General features: G+C 60.7%; 16 protein-coding genes and 1 pseudogene. 3 read left to right on the forward strand and 14 right to left on the reverse strand.

Annotated features, from left to right (window positions below):
• Positions 1 to 488: 488 nt before the first annotated feature.
• The 9 genes and pseudogenes from IH615_RS20410 to IH615_RS20450 form a co-directional block, all read right to left on the reverse strand.
• Entirely contained in the window at positions 489 to 1793 is a 1305-nt protein-coding gene (locus tag IH615_RS20410; protein WP_291364884.1) for a glycoside hydrolase family 32 protein, read from the reverse strand.
• 115 nt (positions 1794 to 1908) lie between these two features.
• Positions 1909 to 2997, reverse strand: coding sequence for a glycoside hydrolase family 172 protein (locus IH615_RS20415; protein WP_291364886.1), 1089 nt, complete (start codon positions 2995 to 2997; stop codon positions 1909 to 1911).
• Positions 2998 to 3022: 25 nt separating this feature from the next.
• Positions 3023 to 4006, reverse strand: a complete 984-nt coding sequence (locus IH615_RS20420) for an ATP-binding cassette domain-containing protein (protein ID WP_291364888.1) — start codon at positions 4004 to 4006, stop codon at positions 3023 to 3025.
• On the reverse strand, positions 4003 to 4833 hold the full coding sequence (locus IH615_RS20425) for an ABC transporter ATP-binding protein (protein WP_291364890.1): 831 nt from the start codon (positions 4831 to 4833) through the stop codon (positions 4003 to 4005). The genes IH615_RS20420 and IH615_RS20425 overlap by 4 nt, the downstream gene beginning before the upstream one ends.
• A complete protein-coding gene (locus IH615_RS20430; RefSeq protein ID WP_291364892.1) occupies positions 4830 to 5696 on the reverse strand; it encodes an ABC transporter permease in 867 nt (288 codons plus the stop codon). Before IH615_RS20430 ends, IH615_RS20425 begins: the two co-directional genes overlap by 4 nt.
• A 2-nt stretch (positions 5697 to 5698) precedes the next feature.
• Positions 5699 to 6691 carry an ABC transporter permease gene (locus IH615_RS20435; protein ID WP_291364894.1) on the reverse strand — a complete coding sequence of 331 codons (993 nt, stop codon included), beginning with the start codon at positions 6689 to 6691 and terminating at the stop codon, positions 5699 to 5701.
• 66 nt (positions 6692 to 6757) lie between these two features.
• Positions 6758 to 8506 carry an ABC transporter substrate-binding protein gene (locus IH615_RS20440; protein ID WP_291364896.1) on the reverse strand — a complete coding sequence of 583 codons (1749 nt, stop codon included), beginning with the start codon at positions 8504 to 8506 and terminating at the stop codon, positions 6758 to 6760.
• An 86-nt stretch (positions 8507 to 8592) separates the two neighbouring features.
• Positions 8593 to 9594 (reverse strand): LacI family DNA-binding transcriptional regulator, encoded by a 1002-nt coding sequence (locus IH615_RS20445; protein WP_291364898.1) that lies wholly within the window; start codon positions 9592 to 9594, stop codon positions 8593 to 8595.
• Positions 9595 to 10118: 524 nt separating this feature from the next.
• Positions 10119 to 10397 (reverse strand): annotated as a pseudogene (locus tag IH615_RS20450) (EamA family transporter); the annotation flags it as partial.
• Between the two features lie 167 nt (positions 10398 to 10564).
• On the opposite strand from IH615_RS20450, the gene hemA reads away from it, so the two are divergent.
• The 3 genes from hemA to IH615_RS20465 all read left to right on the forward strand — a co-directional run bounded on the left by hemA (position 10565) and on the right by IH615_RS20465 (position 14838).
• Positions 10565 to 11839 (forward strand): 5-aminolevulinate synthase, encoded by a 1275-nt coding sequence (hemA, locus tag IH615_RS20455; protein ID WP_051960917.1) that lies wholly within the window; start codon positions 10565 to 10567, stop codon positions 11837 to 11839.
• A gap of 627 nt (positions 11840 to 12466) precedes the next feature.
• A complete protein-coding gene (locus tag IH615_RS20460) occupies positions 12467 to 13165 on the forward strand; it encodes a S8 family serine peptidase (RefSeq protein ID WP_291364899.1) in 699 nt (232 codons plus the stop codon).
• Entirely contained in the window at positions 13150 to 14838 is a 1689-nt protein-coding gene (locus IH615_RS20465; protein WP_291364900.1) for a S8 family serine peptidase, read from the forward strand. Before IH615_RS20460 ends, IH615_RS20465 begins: the two co-directional genes overlap by 16 nt.
• An 88-nt stretch (positions 14839 to 14926) precedes the next feature.
• Here the strand turns inward: IH615_RS20465 and queF are convergent, their stop codons facing one another.
• The 5 genes from queF to IH615_RS20490 form a co-directional block, all read right to left on the reverse strand.
• Positions 14927 to 15385 carry a preQ(1) synthase gene (gene queF / locus IH615_RS20470; protein ID WP_035085873.1) on the reverse strand — a complete coding sequence of 153 codons (459 nt, stop codon included), beginning with the start codon at positions 15383 to 15385 and terminating at the stop codon, positions 14927 to 14929.
• Positions 15382 to 15858, reverse strand: a complete 477-nt coding sequence (ribH, locus tag IH615_RS20475) for a 6,7-dimethyl-8-ribityllumazine synthase (protein ID WP_035085871.1) — start codon at positions 15856 to 15858, stop codon at positions 15382 to 15384. Before ribH ends, queF begins: the two co-directional genes overlap by 4 nt.
• Before the next feature lie 9 nt (positions 15859 to 15867).
• Positions 15868 to 17079, reverse strand: a complete 1212-nt coding sequence (gene ribB / locus IH615_RS20480) for a 3,4-dihydroxy-2-butanone-4-phosphate synthase (protein ID WP_291364901.1) — start codon at positions 17077 to 17079, stop codon at positions 15868 to 15870.
• Between the two features lie 15 nt (positions 17080 to 17094).
• Entirely contained in the window at positions 17095 to 17418 is a 324-nt protein-coding gene (gene yajC / locus IH615_RS20485) for a preprotein translocase subunit YajC (protein ID WP_291364902.1), read from the reverse strand.
• An 18-nt stretch (positions 17419 to 17436) separates the two neighbouring features.
• Positions 17437 to 17823, reverse strand: a 387-nt coding sequence (locus IH615_RS20490) for a tRNA guanosine(34) transglycosylase Tgt (RefSeq protein ID WP_291364903.1), incomplete at its 5' end; no start/stop codon positions are given.

Genomic DNA, 17823 nt, shown 5'->3' on the forward strand with positions numbered 1-17823 from the left:
CCTTCAACCCGCGACGGGATGATCTGCCGCTCCGCTCAATGACCAGCTCCGCGCCAGCCCCCGTCGCTCACCCCGGCCAAATCGGCCAAACCAACCGCCCGAGTCTCCTTCAGGCTGGATAGAAGTTGGGGGCAACGTCACGCGCCGCAAAATTTCATTGCCCTGGCGACGCTGCCGACCAGGGCCCCGACTCCATTGTCGGCGCCACGTAGACCGTTCACCAATGCCTTATGCTTGGGCCCGCAAGGAGCTCACAATCGCGGAAGGGAGGGAGACTGGTGCGGCGCTATAGGCAAGGGACCGGAATGCAATGCACCGTTCCAGACCGCATTTTATGCGAATCCAAATGGCTTCGCTTTCCCGGCTGGCAAGGGCGACGAATCGCGCATGAACATTTCGTCGCCCGCCCCGCGAGCTACCCAATTGGTGACGCGGCTTCATTTCCGCAGCTAGGAGACCGTCAGTGGCGGCGCTGGTGTGCGCAAAAGTTATCCTTGGACAATCTCGATCCCGTCCGACGCAGATGGAAAGAACAGTTGGGTAATCCAGGTCAGCCCATCACCTGTTGCAAATTCGACCAGGCCCCGGTCCACACATAGCTCAAGGCGCAGCGGACCTTTCTGCGGGTAGGCACCGGACACCCTGTAGGTGTGGGCAAAGGCAGGAGCCGCCGCAATTTGCCGCCGAACAACCGTGATCGATATTTCGTTCGCAGCCACGCGTGTGATCGTAAAGTGCGGCTGGCGTTCTGCGAACAGCGTGATGACGGCGGACTGTCCGACACTCAGCGTTACCTCGAGCTCCCGACGATAGGTGCTTTGGTCCGATGTCGACTGGAAGGCGGAGAGCACGCTGTGCGGCAGGGTCTGCGCGAGGCGCAGTCCGCTGCCGGTATCGACGAGTGACAGTGTTCGAGGCAGCGACATGACTCCGCGGAAGGATTGGGTCGGCGTGTCGCGCGCGTACTGCCAATTGCTGGCCCAGCCGACCACCGTGGGAGCCGACCCAGTGCGATCGAAAAAGGACTGCGCGGCATAAAAATCGCGCCCATAGTCCAGCCAGAGTGTTGTCTCTGCAGGGTTGCTGTTGGTGAAGGTCGTCCCGTCGAAATGGCCGACGAAATACTGCGTTCCCGAGCCTTCGGCGTAGGCTCCCGAACCGATGCCGACCAGCAGGATCCAATGCTCGTTTCCGCGGTCGTCCGAAATGCTGAAAAGGTCCGGGCATTCCCAAGGACCATCGCTGTGGCGACCGTGTCTATCGCCGAAGCTGCTTTGGAAGGTCCAAGAGTCGAGGTCTTCCGAGGCGTAAAAGCCGATCGATTGTCCATGCGTCAGAGCCATGATCCAGCGTCCGCTTCGCTTATGCCAAAGCACCTTGGGATCGCGGAAACAGACAAGGCCCGGATTGCCCAACACCGGGTTGCGCTCATCGAGGCGATAAGTCGTCAGAGTAGGATCGGCGTGGACGAGACACTGGACCTGATAGTCCTCTCCGTCGACGCGCCGATGGGCGGTATAAAAAAGCCTGACTTCCCCTTTGGCGGTTTCCACTGCGCTGCCGGAAAAGCAGGTTCCGAGTTCCGTCGGGTAGAGCGCTACAGGCAGTTCCTCCCAGGTAACCAAATCTGTGCTCCGCGCGTGGCCCCAATGCATGGGACCGTGGTCGGTGCTGTCGGGATCATGCTGGTAGAACAGATGATAGACGCCATCGACCTTGATCATGCCGTTTGGGTCATTCATCCACCCGCGCTTCGGCGAGAAGTGGAGGCTTGGGCGGTACATCTCGGACATGGATCTATCCTTTCGCAGAGACGAAAAACGAGCCGCCGGTCAGGGCGGCTCGTAGGCAGGGTCGGCGGGAGGTCCACCCTGGAGCGCTGTTGTGCCATCGTTGTGGCACGCGCGATTAGACGATCAGCAGGAATTCGCGATCCGGTATCGGCTGCAGCGTGGGCGCAGGCAGGGTCTGATACCAATAGGCCACCGACGCGACGTCATCCTGCATGGGCAGCCAGCGGCCGTTGTATCCCCAGCCCAGCGCCTGCACCGTGACCTTGAGATCGCTCTCGAAACGGATCGGGTCCATGACATGGAACCGATACATGCCCATGCGGAACTGCGTTTTGTAGTCCGACGTGGGCCGAACGACCTGATGAAACCCGGCATAAGGCGTCGTATAAGTGACATATGCCTTGTCGTGCTTGGGTGTCGGGTCGAAGTTGTAGGAGCCGCAGAAGTAGTCTTCGAGACCGGTCGAGGCAATGGTGGGATACTCACTGTCACCGTCCATGAAGAACTTGACCTCGCCCTCGCCCCACCAGCCGTTGTTGTTCTGGCCCCAGGCCATGTACAGCCCGACAAAGTGGCCTTTTCCCTCAATCCCGTCGATCACGGTATAATCTGTCTTGTAGGGGATGGGATTGGTACGGCGGAAATGCGCGTGGAAGTAGGCGCAGTCTTCTGGCACCTCGGTCAGCGTGTAGTTGATCTGGTAGTAGAGCGTCATCTGCTCTTCGGCGATGTTGGTCATGGTGATGCGGCAGTTCTTGCGGAACGGCATCTCCCAGTAGCTGTTGAAGGCACTGCCTGGATTGACGCACATCGGCAGCGCCGACATCTGCGCAAACTCGCCCCAACCCGAGCCGAAGAAATCGCCAACGGGGCACTCGACGGAGGGGATGTCGCTGCCATCCCAGTAGATGCGGAGGATGGTGAAGCGCCAGTTGCCTGTGGGCGTCATCCAGATATGCTGGATGGCGCCGGGCCCCTCGATGTCAGCAATGGTACGGGTCTCGCCGGGCTCGATACGGATGGAGGGCGATATCTTCCAGCCCTTGCCCAGATCGCGCGCTGCCTGGGCACCCGTACCCTCAGTCGCCATGCAGGCACCGCCCTTCGCGCCATCAAAATTCTCGGCGGAGATAGATCGGGTCCTTGCGTCTGACAGCCGGGACAGGTTGCCCAGATGCATGCCCAGGCCGTTGAAACCAGTCATAGTATTCCTCTCTGCGCTTGCGCGCTTATTGGTTGGTTTGGAATTGGAAGGAAGGGCGGGCCGCCATGATGGCCAGTTGCACAGCCGCGGCCGTCGTGGGCGTCTCGCCTGGACGCAAAGGCAGGGCAACGGCACGCAGCGGTTCGGTATGGTAGAGCCCGATGGGACCCGTGGGCAGGAAGGCGGAGGGCGAAGGAGGCTCGGCCTCGAGGTTCCAGTCCTGGTCCGGATCGGGTGAGGGAACGGCCTCGATCAGTGCCTTAGTATAGGGGTGCTGGGGGTGGTGGATGACCGCATCGGGGTCACCGACCTCGAGGATGTGGCCGCCATGCAGAACGACGATCGTATCGGCCACCTGATAGGCGGTGGCGAGATCGTGGGTTACGTAGATCAGCGAAATACCGAGATCGCGGTTGAGGCCGAATAGAATCTCGAGGATCGTTGATCGGAGGGACGCATCGACCATCGACACCGGTTCGTCCGCCAGGATTATCTGCGGATCGAGCAGCAGCGCCCTCGCGATCATCACGCGTTGGCGTTGTCCGCCCGAGAGCTGGTGGGGATACTTTCCAAGGGTTTCCTCCGGCTTGAGACCGACCCGCTCAAGGGTGGCCTCGATGCGGGCGTAACCCTCATCGCGAGACTTCACCAGGCCAAAGGCCCGCACCGGCGTCATCAAGGCGTGGTCGACACGATAGAACGGGTTGTAGACGGAGAACGGGTCTTGGAAGATCGCCTGGACTTCGCGGCGGAATGTGCGCTGGCCGGTGCGCCCCAGCCTGCCGACTTCGGCGCCATCGTAACGCACGCTGCCGCGCGATGGCGGTTGCAGTCCAAGCAGTAGCCGGATCAACGTGGACTTGCCGCTGCCGCTCTCGCCCACCACCGCGGTGATTGAGGGCCTTTCTCCTCCTACGGCCAGAGAGACATCATGCAATGCCGTCTTGGTCTTGTTGAGGCCAAGCTGGTAGACGACGTCGGCGCCGGATATTTCGAGAAGCTTGCTCAATTGAAAGCCTCCTGGGCGCCGGCCTTGATAAAGCGCGCCTGGCGGTCGAAGGACGGCAGGGAGTTGATCAGCATGCGGGTATAGTCGTGCTGGGGATTGGCGAAGATTTCACGCACCGGACCGACCTCGATCAGTTCGCCGCGATACATGACCCCCAACGTCGTCACGAAATGGGCCATCAGCGCCATGTCATGGCCGATCAGGATGATCGCCGCCCCGATGTCGCGCTGCACCCGGCCCAGCGTGGCGAGCACCTGCTTTTGCACCATGACGTCCAAAGCGCTAGTCGGCTCGTCGGCCAGGATCAGGCTTGGTTTCAGCGCTATGGACATGGCGATGCAGACGCGCTGCTTCATGCCGCCCGACAGTTCATGGGGATAGCGCCGCTGCACCTCGGGCGCGAGGCCGACGCGCGACAGCAGGTCGCCGATGATCCCCTCGCGTTCGGACCGGCCGTGATGGATGCCGTGATCGTCGTAGATATCGGCGATCTGCGCGCCGACCCGCAGCACCGGATTGAGCGAATTCATGGCGCCCTGCGGCACCAGCGACATTTCGGCAAAGCGCAGTTTGCGGTATTCCTCGTCGTCGAGCGTGGTCAGTTCGCGTCCGTTGAGCTCGAGACTGCCGCTGCTGACCAGCCCGCCCTTGAGCATGCGCATCAGCGCCAGGATGGTTGTTGACTTACCCGATCCCGATTCCCCGACAAGCCCGAACCGCTCGCCACGCTGCAGCGAGAAGCCGACATCGCGGGTGGCGAAGAATGAGCCTCGGGCCATCGGGTATTCCACGGTGAGATCGGAGACCTTGAGAACCGTGTCGCTCATGACTGGCTCCTCAAGCGCGGATTAGCGAAGTCGTCGAGAGCGCTGGCGATCAGGAAGAGTGCGATGAACAGCAGCGCCAGGATGATAACCGGGGGCCCCCACCACCACCACATGCCGCGGCTGAAGGCGGCGTATAGCAGTGCCCAGTAGACGGTCATGCCCAAAGTCGGGGTGTTCTGCGGGCCGAGACCCAGGACTTCGAGCCCCATGCCGGACAGGATGGCGCCGGACGTGGCGCCGACCAGCGAGGCGAAGGCGATCGGGATGACGTTGGGAAAGATTTCCCGGAAGATGATGGAGAAGCTGCCCAGACCGGACAGGCGGGCCATCTGCACATAGCCCAGTTCGCGCAGGGCAAGGACCTGCGCCCGGATGACACGCGTGGCATGCATCCATGACAGCGCCGCGATGATCAGCGCCATCATCTCCACGTTGACCGCGCGTACCGATGACGCGACGACCAGAAGGATGGCCAACGGCGGAATGGTCAGCATGGTGTCGGTGACGGCGCTGATAATCCGGTCCCACCAGCCCCCAAAATAGCCCGAGAACAGGCCCAGCATGACACCGACGGCGGTGCCGATGACACCCGCCAGCACGCCCATGCGCAACGTCTGCGGCGTGCCGGCGATGATCACGGCCAGCAGTTCGCGGCCACCGCTGTCCGTGCCCAGCCAATGCTCGGCAGACGGTGGCTGGTTGGTGCGAACCGAGATCGGCTCGGCCGTGCGTATGTCGACGAAGAGAGGACCGATCACCCCGATGAGCAGCAGCAGCAACAGGATTGCCAGGCCGGCGATCATCTTGGGATTGGTACCGAGATAGGCCAGTGCCGCCCGGGTGTTGCGCAGGAGGGAATGCATGTTCAGAGCCTCTGGATGCGCGGATCGAGAAGGGGATAGAGCAGGTCGAGGACCAGCACTGCGAAGGCGACCGTGATGACCAGGAAGAAGGCGACACCCTGGATGAGGAAGTAGTCCGAGCTGCGCAAGGCGTTGTAGAGAAGGTAGCCGATGCCAGGGTAATTGAAGGCGACTTCAACCAACACCGAGCCCGATGCGGCGGTACCAAGAGCGATGGCGAGTGCGGTAACCTGGGGAAGCATCGCATTGCGCATGGCGTATTTGAAGAAGATGCGGCGCTTGGTGAGGCCCTTGGCCTCGGCCAAAGCCAGGTAGTCCTCGCCTAGCACGTTGATCATGGCGCCACGCATACCCAAGGCCCAGAAACCGAGGCCGGCCAGCACGATGGAGAGCGCAGGCAGGAAGGCGTGATAAGCCAGGTCCCAAAGCACCGGCAGCGAGAAGCCGTTGGGAAAGACCGAGTAGGCGCCGCCAAGCGGGAACCAGCCCGTCCATATGGCGAGCAGGTAGAGGACAATGAGCGCCAGCAGATAGTAGGGAATCGCCGAAAGCACCATGAGGAACGGTGCCAGCCGATGCACGGCGCGCGGCGAGCCAGGCCAGGCCAGCAGGGCACCGATCAGGCTGCCGAGACCGAAGGCGATGACCGTCGATACCGAGAGCAGGGCAATGGTCCAGGGCAACGCGGCAAGGATGGCGCTGGTCACACTTTGCGGGAAATACGAGATCGAACTCCCCAGATCGAGCCTCAAGGAATTGAACAGGTAGCGCCCGTATTGCACGAGCATCGGATCGTCGAGGCCGAACCGCGCACGATAGTTGTCCACGATATCCTGAGCGCCTTCCACCTGCTGTCCGCGGGACAGCAGCTGTTCGAGCACGGCAGCCGTTGGATCTCCCGGCGCCAGGCGGGGAACGATGAAATTGATGGTCGTCGCCGCAAGGACGACAGCGAAAAACATCGCCAGCCGCCGGAACACATAGCCCCAGGTCATAGCCCTACTCCAGAGGGTACGGGTGAAGGCCGCCGGTGGGTGAGCACCGGCGGCGGTTTTCGATCGCTACGGTTGCTTCTTGTGAACTTCAGCCACGATCAGGAGATCGGTCGCCCACCAGAAACCGGGATGGACATAGTTGTTCTGCGAAGTGGGGAAGTTGTCCCAGTAGTGGCCGTTGAAGCTCGTCAGCAGCGCGGCCTGGACGAGCGGGATCGCCGGCATCTCGGGCAGCCAGATCGCCAGGGCTTCGTGGAATAGCTCCTGCATCTTCGGGTCGTCCGCAGCCGTGACGGCCATCTCGTCGACGATGGCGTCGTAGGCTTCGTTGGACCAACGTGTGCGAGCGCCGGTCGCTACCTCGCCCATGGGGGCGGCATGGCGGCTGTGGTAGAGCTCCAGCGTACCGTATGGATCCGAGATGCCACCACACGACACGTCGAGCCAAGCATCGGCACGGCCGGTATTGAGGGCATCGGAGAAGGCAGCAATGTCGGACAGCACGAAGTTGGCATCGAAGCCGGCGCGCTGCAGCAGTGTGGTGACAACGGGAGCCATGCGGGTCTGGTCGGCTTCACCCTGTCGGATCACCAGATCGATGGTGATGGGATTGCCTTCTTTGTCCTGCCAGAACTCGCCGCTTTTGGTGTAACCGGCTGCCTCCATCGTCGCTGCCGATTTGTCGACGTCATAGGCCAGCGTGTCGTACTGGCTGAACAGGTCTGCAGCATTCTCCATGTAGGACGCGAAAGGCGGGTAGTCAGGCGTCATCCACTTGGCTGGAACCGTCAGGTTTTCCCAGGCGATATCGACGATGGCATCGCGGTTGAGGGCCTCCGAAATAGCCCAGCGCAGTTGAGGATCGTCGAACGGCGCCTGCGTCGTATTGAACGCCATGTAGCGCGGGCATGGATCGAGATAGGCATAGGGCGCCTCCGGGAACCACGAGAAGACGTCCTTGTTGTTGGCAACGACCTGCTCGAAGTTGTCACGACCCAATACCCACACTGAGTCCAGCTCGTTGTTGCCCGCCATGGCGGCACGGCGTTCCTCGCTGCCGGCGGTCTTGAACACGACCTGCAAAGGTTCGGGAAGCGTGTGGAAACCGCTGGCAGCGCCCCACCAATCGTCACGACGCTGCCAAACCGTCTCGGTCGTGGTCGACGAGATCAACTGGTAGGGAGAGGTCGAAACCGGCCAGCCCTTGGCGATGTCGTAATTGGTGAAGGTCTGCGGGTCTTGGGTTTCCCAGATATGCTTGGGCAGAATCATGGTGGTGCCGTAGATGCGCACGCCGAACGCATCCAGCATATAGCGCGGATTGGCCGAGGTCAGCGTGAGCTTGACCGTATGCGGGTCGACGGCGACGATATCCTCTACCCACGTCTTGGCATTGACCGAATTGCCGCCGAGAGCAGGCGAATTATCCTTCAGCATGTTCATGGTGTACACGACGTCGTCCGCCGTGAACGGGGTGCCGTCGCTCCACTTCGCCTCGGGCTGCAGGTCGATCGTCACCTCGTCGAAAGCGTCATTGAACTGATAGCCTCTAGCCAGCCACGGGACCATTTCGCCGGTCTCGTAATTGTAGTAAAAGAGGGACTCGAAGCCGACCTGCTGAAGACCGGCATGTTGCAACGTGCTCGGCAGGAACGGGTTGTAGTTTTCCGGTGTGGTGACGCGCTCGGAAATGTTCTCGAAGATCAACTGATCTTCACGCGCAACGTCCTGCGCGACTGTCGTAGAAGCGGTGCTTGTCATGGCAGCGACAAGCAGTACGCCCAGAGCGCCGTAGCGCTGGGTTATGGACCGCATGGGTCTCTCCTCCCTAATGTGTGCCGTTACTTATTGGTTTTAAGGCTTTGGTCGTCGTGCGTGGTGACCCTCCTCGGTCGTGCTCCTCAGGCTGTTGCGTGAACCTCGAGCGATGCCGGCAGCACTACCTGTCGTGGTGGACCGTCAAAGCCGGCTACCCGCTCATTAAGCAGCTCGATCGCGCCGCAGCCCAGATCGCTCGGGCTGACCCCGATTGTCGTCAGGCGCGGGCGCAGGTCGACCAATTCCTCGTAAATGTCGTATGAAGCGACGGCGATGTCCCGAGGCACCGAAACGCCTCGATCGGAAAATGCAGCGAGCGCTGCCCTGGCCATGCGCGAGCCGGCAAAGAAGATGGCGCTCGGCAGTTTGTCGCCATGCGTTTCTAACAGCCAGTCCACAGCTTCGTATCCAGAGGGAGGCAGGAAGGACCCCTCGAAACGCAACTCGTCCGAGACGTCGACCCCGGCGTCCTTCAGGGCCCGTTCGAAACCGGCCTGACGCAGCATGGACATGTTGAAGAAGGATGGACCGGTGACATGGGCTATCCGCCGATGCCCTTTGGAGACCAGATATTCACCCATACGGTAGGCGCTGGCGAAATTGTCCTGCTCGATGCTGTCGATGGCCTTGCTCGGCAGGTTGCCGATGAAGACGGTGGGAATCTTCACATCGGCGAGTTCGTGCTGGATGCGATGCAAGGCAGCGTCCGCCACGATCAGACCATCGACGCCCTTGGTCTTGATCTGCTTGAGATACGTGTGCCCGTGATCCTCGGAGTGCCCGCCAGGCACGTCGGTGTTGTAGATCAAGGCGTCGACGCCGTCATCGACCAGAGCAGTCTGCATCGCCCGGACCATCTCGGTATAATAGGGCGCGCAAATATCGGGGATCATTATGGCGATGACTTTGGTCCGGCCCGTGCGCAGCGACTGCGCCTGCCGGTTGGGCACATAGCCTAGCTTCTCGATCGCTTCTTCGACCTTGGCGCGCATGACCGGCGAAACGCGATCGCGATGGTTGATGACGTGCGACACCGTGGTGAGCGACACGCCAGCGAGTTTCGCGACTTCTTGAATCTTGACCATGGATTACCAATAGCGAAGGCAAAACGTTTTGCAAAGCCTTTTGCAAAACGTTTTTCATTCTACCGTTCCGGTGGTGATGCGTGGTGCCTAAACATGCCTGAGCCATTGCACGACGGGTAAGAGAAGCGTGTCCGCAGGTAGGGGCATGCCGCGCGGCGACCAGCGCTGAGCTGATGTCTGGGAGACCATCGTCAAAAGGACTGAATCGCTACCTGTCCCACGCCAGTCATTCCACAATCGATATTATGCGAATCCGCGCGGAGATCGTCGTCCAGCGCGGTACTCGCAATACCCGGTAACTGCCTAGGGTTGGGCGATTTCGCGACGGGCTGCCCGAGTGGCGAGCGGCGGGCCGGCCGGTCGAGGCAACCTGACCCAAGTCGGCTGTGGCTGTGCTGGTGGTGGGGTCCCGATAGTGCTCCGACTGTGTCGGAACGGCCCGTGGCGGTGCCAGTGGGAGTGCGGCTGGGTCACCGGGCCGTCGTGGGCGTGCTGGTGGTAATCGTCGTGCAACCCTCGAAGGTCCAAGACAGCAGGATCGCGCCGGCCAAAATGGATCCTGCGCCAAGGATCAGCTTCCGGTTGGCGTTCTCCCAGAAAACCAGCCAGGCGATCACCATGGTGGCGAGACCCTCGAGGTTGAGCAGTAGTGACCCCGAGGATGCCGTTGTCAGGGAAAGCCAGCCAGGGCCAATCGGCCCGTTGCAGCGAAGCTTCGGAGCTGGGTAGACCCACTAGCGACCGCCGGCGATGGACAATTGCGAGGCCAAGTCCGGCATCAGATAGAGGATTCCGGCTAGCAGCCACTGGTCAGCGGGTCGGTCGGCCAAATCACGTGCAGGGGCACAACAATGGACTATGAGCACCACCTTAGGTGGACCTTGGTCGATACCCTGGCTTGGTGCCGTGGGTTAGATTGGTTTGCCGAGTTGAATCCACGGGGGCAACTCGAGGTCAGGGGGAGAGGCAAGTGGATTATCGAGCAATTTTCCAAGACGCCGTCGACACATTGCGGCAAGAAAGGCGATACCGGGTCTTTGCCGATCTGGAACGCATTGCCGGACGCTTCCCGCGCGCCATCTATCGGGATGCCGCTGACAATGCTCGGGAGATCACCATCTGGTGCTCCAACGACTATCTGGGGATGGGCCAGAACGAAAAGGTTATCTCGTCCATGCAGGAAGCGGCTGGGCGGCTGGGCGTCGGCGCCGGTGGCACTCGCAATATCTCGGGGACCAATCGTCCGCTGGTCGAGCTTGAGCGTTCGCTTGCCGACTTGCACCGCAAGGAAGCCGCGCTGGTATTCACCTCAGGCTTTGTCTCCAATGAAGCAGCCATTTCGACCATTGCGCGCCTTCTGCCCGACTGCATCATTTTCTCCGATCAGCTCAATCATGCCTCAATGATACAGGGCGTGCGCCAATCGGGCGCACAGAAGCAGATTTTTCGGCATAACAACCTCGGGCATCTGCGAGAGCTTCTGCAGCGGACAGATCGCACTCGCCCCAAGCTCATCTGTTTCGAGTCTGTCTACTCGATGGATGGCGACGTGGCGCCGATTGCGGCCATTTGCGATCTGGCCGAAGAGTTCGGCGCCCTCACCTACATCGACGAAGTCCACGCGGTCGGAATGTACGGTCCTCGCGGCGCTGGCATCGCCGAGCGCGATGGGCAGATGGAACGCATTGATATCGTGGAGGGTACCCTTGCCAAGGGCTTCGGCGTCATGGGTGGCTACATTACAGGCAATGGCGCCCTCATTGATGCGGTGCGCTCGTATGCGCCCGAATTCATCTTCACCACCGCCCTGCCACCCGCGCTTTGCGCTGCGGCACGGACCTCGATCGAGCATCTGAAAGCTTCAGCGGTAGAGCGCACCCAACACCAGCGACAAGTGCAACTGACTAAAATTGCTCTTATCCATGCCGGGCTCCCAGTGATGCCCACCAGCACCCATATTGTGCCTCTGATGGTCGGCGACGCTCGGCTCTGCAAGGCAGCGAGCGATATGCTGCTCGAAAAGCACGGTATCTACATTCAACCGATCAATTACCCGACGGTCCCTAAGGGCGCCGAACGGCTTCGTATAACGCCCTCGCCACTTCATGATGATGCTATGGTAGCCGCCCTCTGCCATGCCTTGATCCAAGTGTGGGACGCTTTGGAATTGCGTCGCCAGATTCTGCCGGACCGCATTGCAACGCGCGAGGTAGGGGCCGTCCCGCTTGCGATCGCCGGCGGCTAAGGGGGTCTCGATGGTCCGTGACAGGTTTCTCGCCTCGCCGTTGGCGTGTGGCTGGCAGGTGATCCATCAGACCCAAACGCACGGTCCTTACACGACGCATTGCGAAGCGACGCTGGCAGCCATGCTTCTGGCCCAGATTGCAAGCGAGGTGGGTATGAACGCTGAGGTAGTGTTTGAAGCAGAGGCTAAACACTCGGCGAGATCGGCTAATCCCTCAGCGGGAACGTCGGTTCGATATCTGGCCGACTTCGTGCCAAAGCCGGGATAGTGCCTGCCGATCCAACAAAAAATGGAACGCAGCCGTCGGCGCGGCGGAGATTTCGGGCATGGGGTGAAGCTCCGATTTGGCGGCGGTACCTGCCCTGACAATGGCATGAATCAGAGCCACAATCTGCCTGGCTTGGACCGCGATAACCCCAAATCTGGATCAGGCATAATTTCTTTTGCATGCGGAGCTTGATCCGCAGCGTTTTCCCTGCCTACCCTCAACTTTCGGTCGCACCGACACGAGACCCAAACCACGAATACTAAGCACTTGTGATTATAGGTCGCCCCTTCGCTGTGTTAAAGCCAGCCAGCCGTAGCGTCCTGGGGCACACTCTACTCTGAATGGATCGCTTGGTGCGAATGTTTCATTTTTCCGAATCGCGCTTCTTGGCGCTCGCGTTCGTGCTCGCAACAGTAATGGCCGGCTGTTCAGGCGGTGACGGCCCCCCCAGTCAGACGCCGATCGGTATGCCGGCCCCGACGCCGCCAGCACCACCTCCCGCGACCTGGGCTTCTCGTGGCGTAACTTTTGATCCAGTGCGGGCAGCACAGATTCTGGCATCCGCGGAATTCCGCAACGCGGACGCCAACTGCATCTATGTCGGTTGCGCCGCCTCTGGCCCGTTGGCGACAAACCAGTCCCGGGCCTTTGAGCTACACAATTTGCATACGGCGCTGTCCTCGGGGCTCACGGGCGTCAACAAATTGGTGGCTGTGGTAGACACGGGGTTCCGGGTGACCCATCAAGAGTTTGCAGGGAAGACCATCCACCAGACGGGGACCTTGCCGGTAGCTGACCACGGCACGCATGTGGCATCCCTGATTGCCGGCGTGAGGGAAGGCATGGGCATGCATGGCGTGGCCCCCGGCGCCAACCTCCACCTCACCGCGCTCAATTCTAGCGGAGCCAGCACACTTGACATCACCAACGTTACCCTCGGCACCCTCAATGCCGCCACGCTCGGCGCCGTTGCACAGAACAATTCGTGGGGGTTCAACGTCGCCGCCTCTACACTCCAGGTGCAGCCAATCCTAACCAGAGCGTGGCCCAGGGGCTGAATACCGTTATTGCCAACTACGGCACTAGCAGGTGGCAGGCCTATCTCGATGCCCTCAACACCTTCGAGAATGGCGGCGTGGTTGTCTGGGCACTGTCGAACGATGAGACCATGGCCTCAGGCGATGTGATGGCCACCTTGCCCTACTTTGACACTCGTCTGCAGGGCGCCTGGATCGCTGCCGCCAACGGGTATTTCGAAGTCAACCCGACCGGCGACATCAGCAGGGCCATCAGGCTATCGGCTCCTTGCGGTCTGGCTGCCCGCTTCTGCATTGCCGGAGACGGTACCACCACTGCGGCCAATGCGACGTCGGATACCAGTTACTCGGCAGGTACGGGCACGTCCTATGTTGCGCCCCAGATTGCTGGCGCCGTGGCTCTCCTGGCCGAGGCCTTTCCAGACCTCACCGCGGACGAATGGGCCAAGCGCCTGCTTGCGAGCGCCGATAACAGTTGGTTCTCGACCTTGGGGGTGCCGGTCGCGGGCAGTGTCGATTTTGGCAATGGCGTGACGCATGCCTATTCGGGCGAATGGGGGCACGGCGTTCTCGACATCGCCGCTGCCCTGAGCCCGATCGGCACGGTTGCAGTCCTCTCTGGCGACAATGTGGTCACGAGCGATCGGACCAGCCTTGCCGAAAGCGTGCTCCTGACGCCCGCAGCATTTGGCGATGGCCTGACCTCGGCCCTGAGCACCACCGATATTGCCGTCTTCGACAGCCTCAACCGGGGGTTTGCGGTTCAAGGGTCGGCACTCGTGACCGCGCCCCGCCCGTCGATGCTCCCCGATCTGCTGTCGTCCGTACAGGGACCGGCGTGGGGCGTGCTGCCGTCCTACCGAGAGGTCCGAAGTGTCCTTCCTTCTGCCTCGGACAGCACGGGAACGATATCGCTCGTAAACAGCGCAGCAGGGTTGTTCGACACGGCCGGGCCGACCGCCTTTAATGCTCGCGCTTCGGTGCTGTCGACCGCGCATGACGCCATTGTCGTAGCGTCAACACAGCAGGCGGGCCCGCTGTCAATTACCGCGATGGGTTTTGCCGGACAAGGCGCGGCGGGCCACAACAATGGAGTTGCCGGTACAGGCATCAATGTTGCTTGGGGCGGTGAGGCCAGCCGGGTCAGTCTTGGCGTCAGCTATCTTGGTGAGCAGGGTAGCCTGTTGGGCCTAGGGCAAAACGCGACGTTCGGATTGGGGAGCGGTAGTGCGTCCGGTACGGCACATCTGGGAATTGACCAGATGGTTGCGCCAGGTTTTGAGGTGTTTGGCCGACTCGAGTATGGCGTCGCCAAGCAGACCGGCGCCACATCTGGTCTCGTGAGATCGCTGTCTGACGTCCAATTTTCTGGCTTTGAGATTGGAGCGAGAATGAACAATGTTCTTGGCGACAATGACCAGCTCGGCTTTTCCATCGCTCAGCCCTTGCGGATTGAGAACGGGACGATGGGGCTTCAGCTGCCCGTCGCTCGTAATGCCAACGGAACGATTGAGCATCGGCAGTCCAGTGCCGACCTTGCTCCTAACACCAGGGAGCTGGACCTTGGCATCGATTACGAGGTTCCCCTGCAAGCGGGTCATCTGAAGGTCGGCCTGCAATACCGGCTTGATGCCGGCCATATACAGGGCGCGTCCGCCGCCGGTGCGGCCGTTGGCTTTCGTCAGTTGTTCTAGGCCAGTGCTTGAGCCAGCTTTCAGCTCAAGCATTGCTGGACCATCTCGCCAACTTGTCGCTCGGCGAGAAGGTCCGGCCTCGGGTCTCTTAGCCCCGCCCGCGATAGGTTGGAACGCCTTGCTCGGGCACCCATACATTGGGCGGTAGGGTTCCATACTGCCAGAAAACATCAATTGGCATTCCGCCGCGTGGGTACCAGTACCCGCCGATCCGCAACCAGTGCGGTTCAATCAGCTCCGCGACCCGACGCCCAATCGCCACGGTGCAATCCTCGTGAAACGCGCCATGGTTGCGGAACGATGTGAGATAGAGCTTGAGCGACTTGGATTCGACCAGCCATTGATTGGGAACGAAGTCGATAACGATGTGGGCAAAGTCCGGCTGTCCCGTAACCGGGCAGAGGGACGTAAACTCGGGCGCGGTGAAGCGCGTCAAATACTGGGTATCCGCTTGGGGGTTTGGTACGCGATCGAGGCGCGCAGCCTCGGGCGTGGCAGGTATGGTGCTGGAAGTGCCGAGCTGAAGATCGTCTGGCAGGTTGATCACTTCGTGCCCTCTGATTGCTGGTTAACGGCGGCAAGGGTCTGAATTGCCTCGAGGCAGGCAAGAGTGGCCTCGCGGCCCTTGTTATGGGCATCGTCACGGCTGCGCACGATTGCCTGTTCGTCGGTATAAGTCGTCAGGATACCGAAGGTCAGCGGCACACCCGTCGCCAACGAGGCGGCCATCAAACCGGTACTGGCCGCCTGGCTGATATATTCGAAATGGGCGGTATCCCCCTTGATGACGCAACCCAGGCAGATCACGCCGTCATATTTGCCGGTCCTGGCGAGGGTCTGCGCAATCAGGGGAATTTCGAAGGCGCCGGGCGCGGAATAGATGTCACGATCCGACAGGTTGATGCCGCTATCGACAAGGCTGGCACGGGCGCCAGAGACTAGCCCATTCGTGACATCCTCATTGAAGCGGCTTACCACGATGGCGATCCGAAGTTCAGGAGAAGCATTGGTATCGGTCATATCCAGCTTTCAGTTTTGATGGGTGAGGGTGTGGCCCAACTTCTCGCGCTTGGTTTGCAGGTAGCGGAGGTTGAACGGATTGGGGGCGATGATCAGAGATTGCTGCTCGCGCACGTCAATGCCGTTTGCCCGAAGCGTCTCGGCCTTTTGCGGATTGTTGGTCAACAGGGTGATGGTGACGACACCGAGTGCCCGAAGGATCTGGGCGGCGATCGCGTAATCGCGGGTATCGGCCGCAAAACCGAGATCGGTATTGGCCTCGACGGTATCGCGGCCTTTGTCCTGCAGGGCGTAAGCGCGAATCTTGTTGGCAAGTCCAATGCCGCGGCCTTCCTGGCCTCGCAAATAGATCAGGACGCCGCCGGACTCGCCGATCATGCGCAACGACTCCTGCAGTTGCGCGCCGCAATCACAGCGCAGCGAGCCCAGAGCATCCCCCGTCAGGCATTCCGAGTGAACCCGCACCAGCGGCGTTCCCGTCATGGGCCCCTTGACCATTGCCAGGTGCTCGGTGCCGTCCAGCAGACTACGAAATGCATGAACCCGCATCGCGTCGCCGGAAAAAGCCGATGGCAAATCGGCCGAAGCCACTTGCTCGACCAGCACCTCGGTCTTGCAGCGATATGCAACGAGATCGCTGATGGACAGGATGGGCAAGTCGTGTTGAGCCGCGAAAAGCTCCAGATCGGGGCGCCTGGCCATCTCACCGTCATCGCGCATGACTTCACAGATAGCGGCTGCGGGCTGAAGTCCGGCGAGGCGCATTAAGTCGATAGCCCCTTCGGTATGACCGTTCCTGACAAGAACGCCGCCATCGGCCGCCCGAAGCGGAAAGACGTGCCCTGGCGACACCACGTCCGCAGCTTCAGCCCCGGGGTTCGTGGCGGCCATTATCGTCCGGGATCGATCATAAGCAGAAATGCCGGTGGTAATGCCATCTCGCGCCTCGATCGAAACCGTGAACGCAGTCGATCGACGAGCTCTGTTGGAAGTGGTCATGGCAGGCAATTGCAGCCGGTCCACCTGTTGCCCGGTCAAAGCCAGACAGATGAGACCGCGCCCATGGGTCGCCATGAAATTAACGGCCTCGGGCGTGGCAAATTCGGCAGCGACGACCAGGTCACCTTCGTTTTCGCGGTCCTCGTCATCGACGACAATCAGCACTTCACCGCTCCGAATCGCTTCGATAGCTTCTTCGATGGTGTTGAATTGATAGGCCATGACGTTCAGCCCGGACTACTCGGCGCTGCCCTCGCGTGTGATGACATTGATGGCGCTGCGGTCGAACTTCAGCTTGATATTGTCGCCAACGTCAAGCAGCACGATGGCGTCTTCAACATTCACAACCTTGCCGTGCATGCCGCCGGAAGTGACGACCTTGTCGCCCTTCTTAAGGCTGTCGAGCATTTTCTGGCGCTCTTTTGCGCGCTTCTGCTGGGGACGCAGAATCATGAAATAAAAGACGACGAAAATCAGTGCAAAAAAGACCAGCGTGCTGACCATGCTCTGACCGCCGCCGGATCCGTCCTGCGGCGCCATTGCGAGAATCGTTTCAATCACCGGAGTACTCCTGTTCAATCAAATGTGTGTAGCGACCTTGCCTGATCCGGTGTGATAGCGGCGCACGAAGGCGTCTTTCCACTCTCCGAAACAGTCTTGTAAGATAGCACTTCGCGCATCGCGCGTCAATTGCAGATAAAATGCCAGGTTGTGCACCGAGGCCAGCTGCAGCCCGAGTATCTCGCTGGTCCGGAACAGATTGCTCACATAGGCCCGCGTGAAATTGCCGCAAGCGTAGCATTCGCAGTCGGCTTCGATCGGGACGAATTCATGCAGGAAGCGCTCCTTCTTGATCGTCAGAGGGCCGTCCTTCGTGAACACCATGGCGTTGCGTCCGTTGCGCGTCGGCATGACGCAGTCGAACATGTCCACCCCGCGGGCAATGCTCTCGACGATATTCACCGG

It is taken from the genome of Devosia sp., assembly GCF_014860165.1.
Classification (GTDB): Bacteria; Pseudomonadota; Alphaproteobacteria; order Rhizobiales; family Devosiaceae; genus Devosia.

Bases quoted from the DNA above. Each gene is read 5' to 3' on its own strand.
- IH615_RS20410 (WP_291364884.1), bottom strand. From the start codon at position 1,793: ATGTCCGAGATGTACCGCCCAAGCCTCCACTTCTCGCCGAAGCGCGGG.
- IH615_RS20415 (WP_291364886.1), bottom strand. From the start codon at position 2,997: ATGACTGGTTTCAACGGCCTGGGCATGCATCTGGGCAACCTGTCCCGG.
- IH615_RS20425 (WP_291364890.1), bottom strand. From the start codon at position 4,833: ATGAGCGACACGGTTCTCAAGGTCTCCGATCTCACCGTGGAATACCCG.
- IH615_RS20430 (WP_291364892.1), bottom strand. From the start codon at position 5,696: ATGCATTCCCTCCTGCGCAACACCCGGGCGGCACTGGCCTATCTCGGT.
- IH615_RS20435 (WP_291364894.1), bottom strand. From the start codon at position 6,691: ATGACCTGGGGCTATGTGTTCCGGCGGCTGGCGATGTTTTTCGCTGTC.
- IH615_RS20440 (WP_291364896.1), bottom strand. From the start codon at position 8,506: ATGCGGTCCATAACCCAGCGCTACGGCGCTCTGGGCGTACTGCTTGTC.
- IH615_RS20445 (WP_291364898.1), bottom strand. From the start codon at position 9,594: ATGGTCAAGATTCAAGAAGTCGCGAAACTCGCTGGCGTGTCGCTCACC.
- IH615_RS20460 (WP_291364899.1), top strand. From the start codon at position 12,467: ATGTTTCATTTTTCCGAATCGCGCTTCTTGGCGCTCGCGTTCGTGCTC.
- ribH (WP_035085871.1), bottom strand. From the start codon at position 15,858: ATGACCGATACCAATGCTTCTCCTGAACTTCGGATCGCCATCGTGGTA.
- ribB (WP_291364901.1), bottom strand. From the start codon at position 17,079: ATGGCCTATCAATTCAACACCATCGAAGAAGCTATCGAAGCGATTCGG.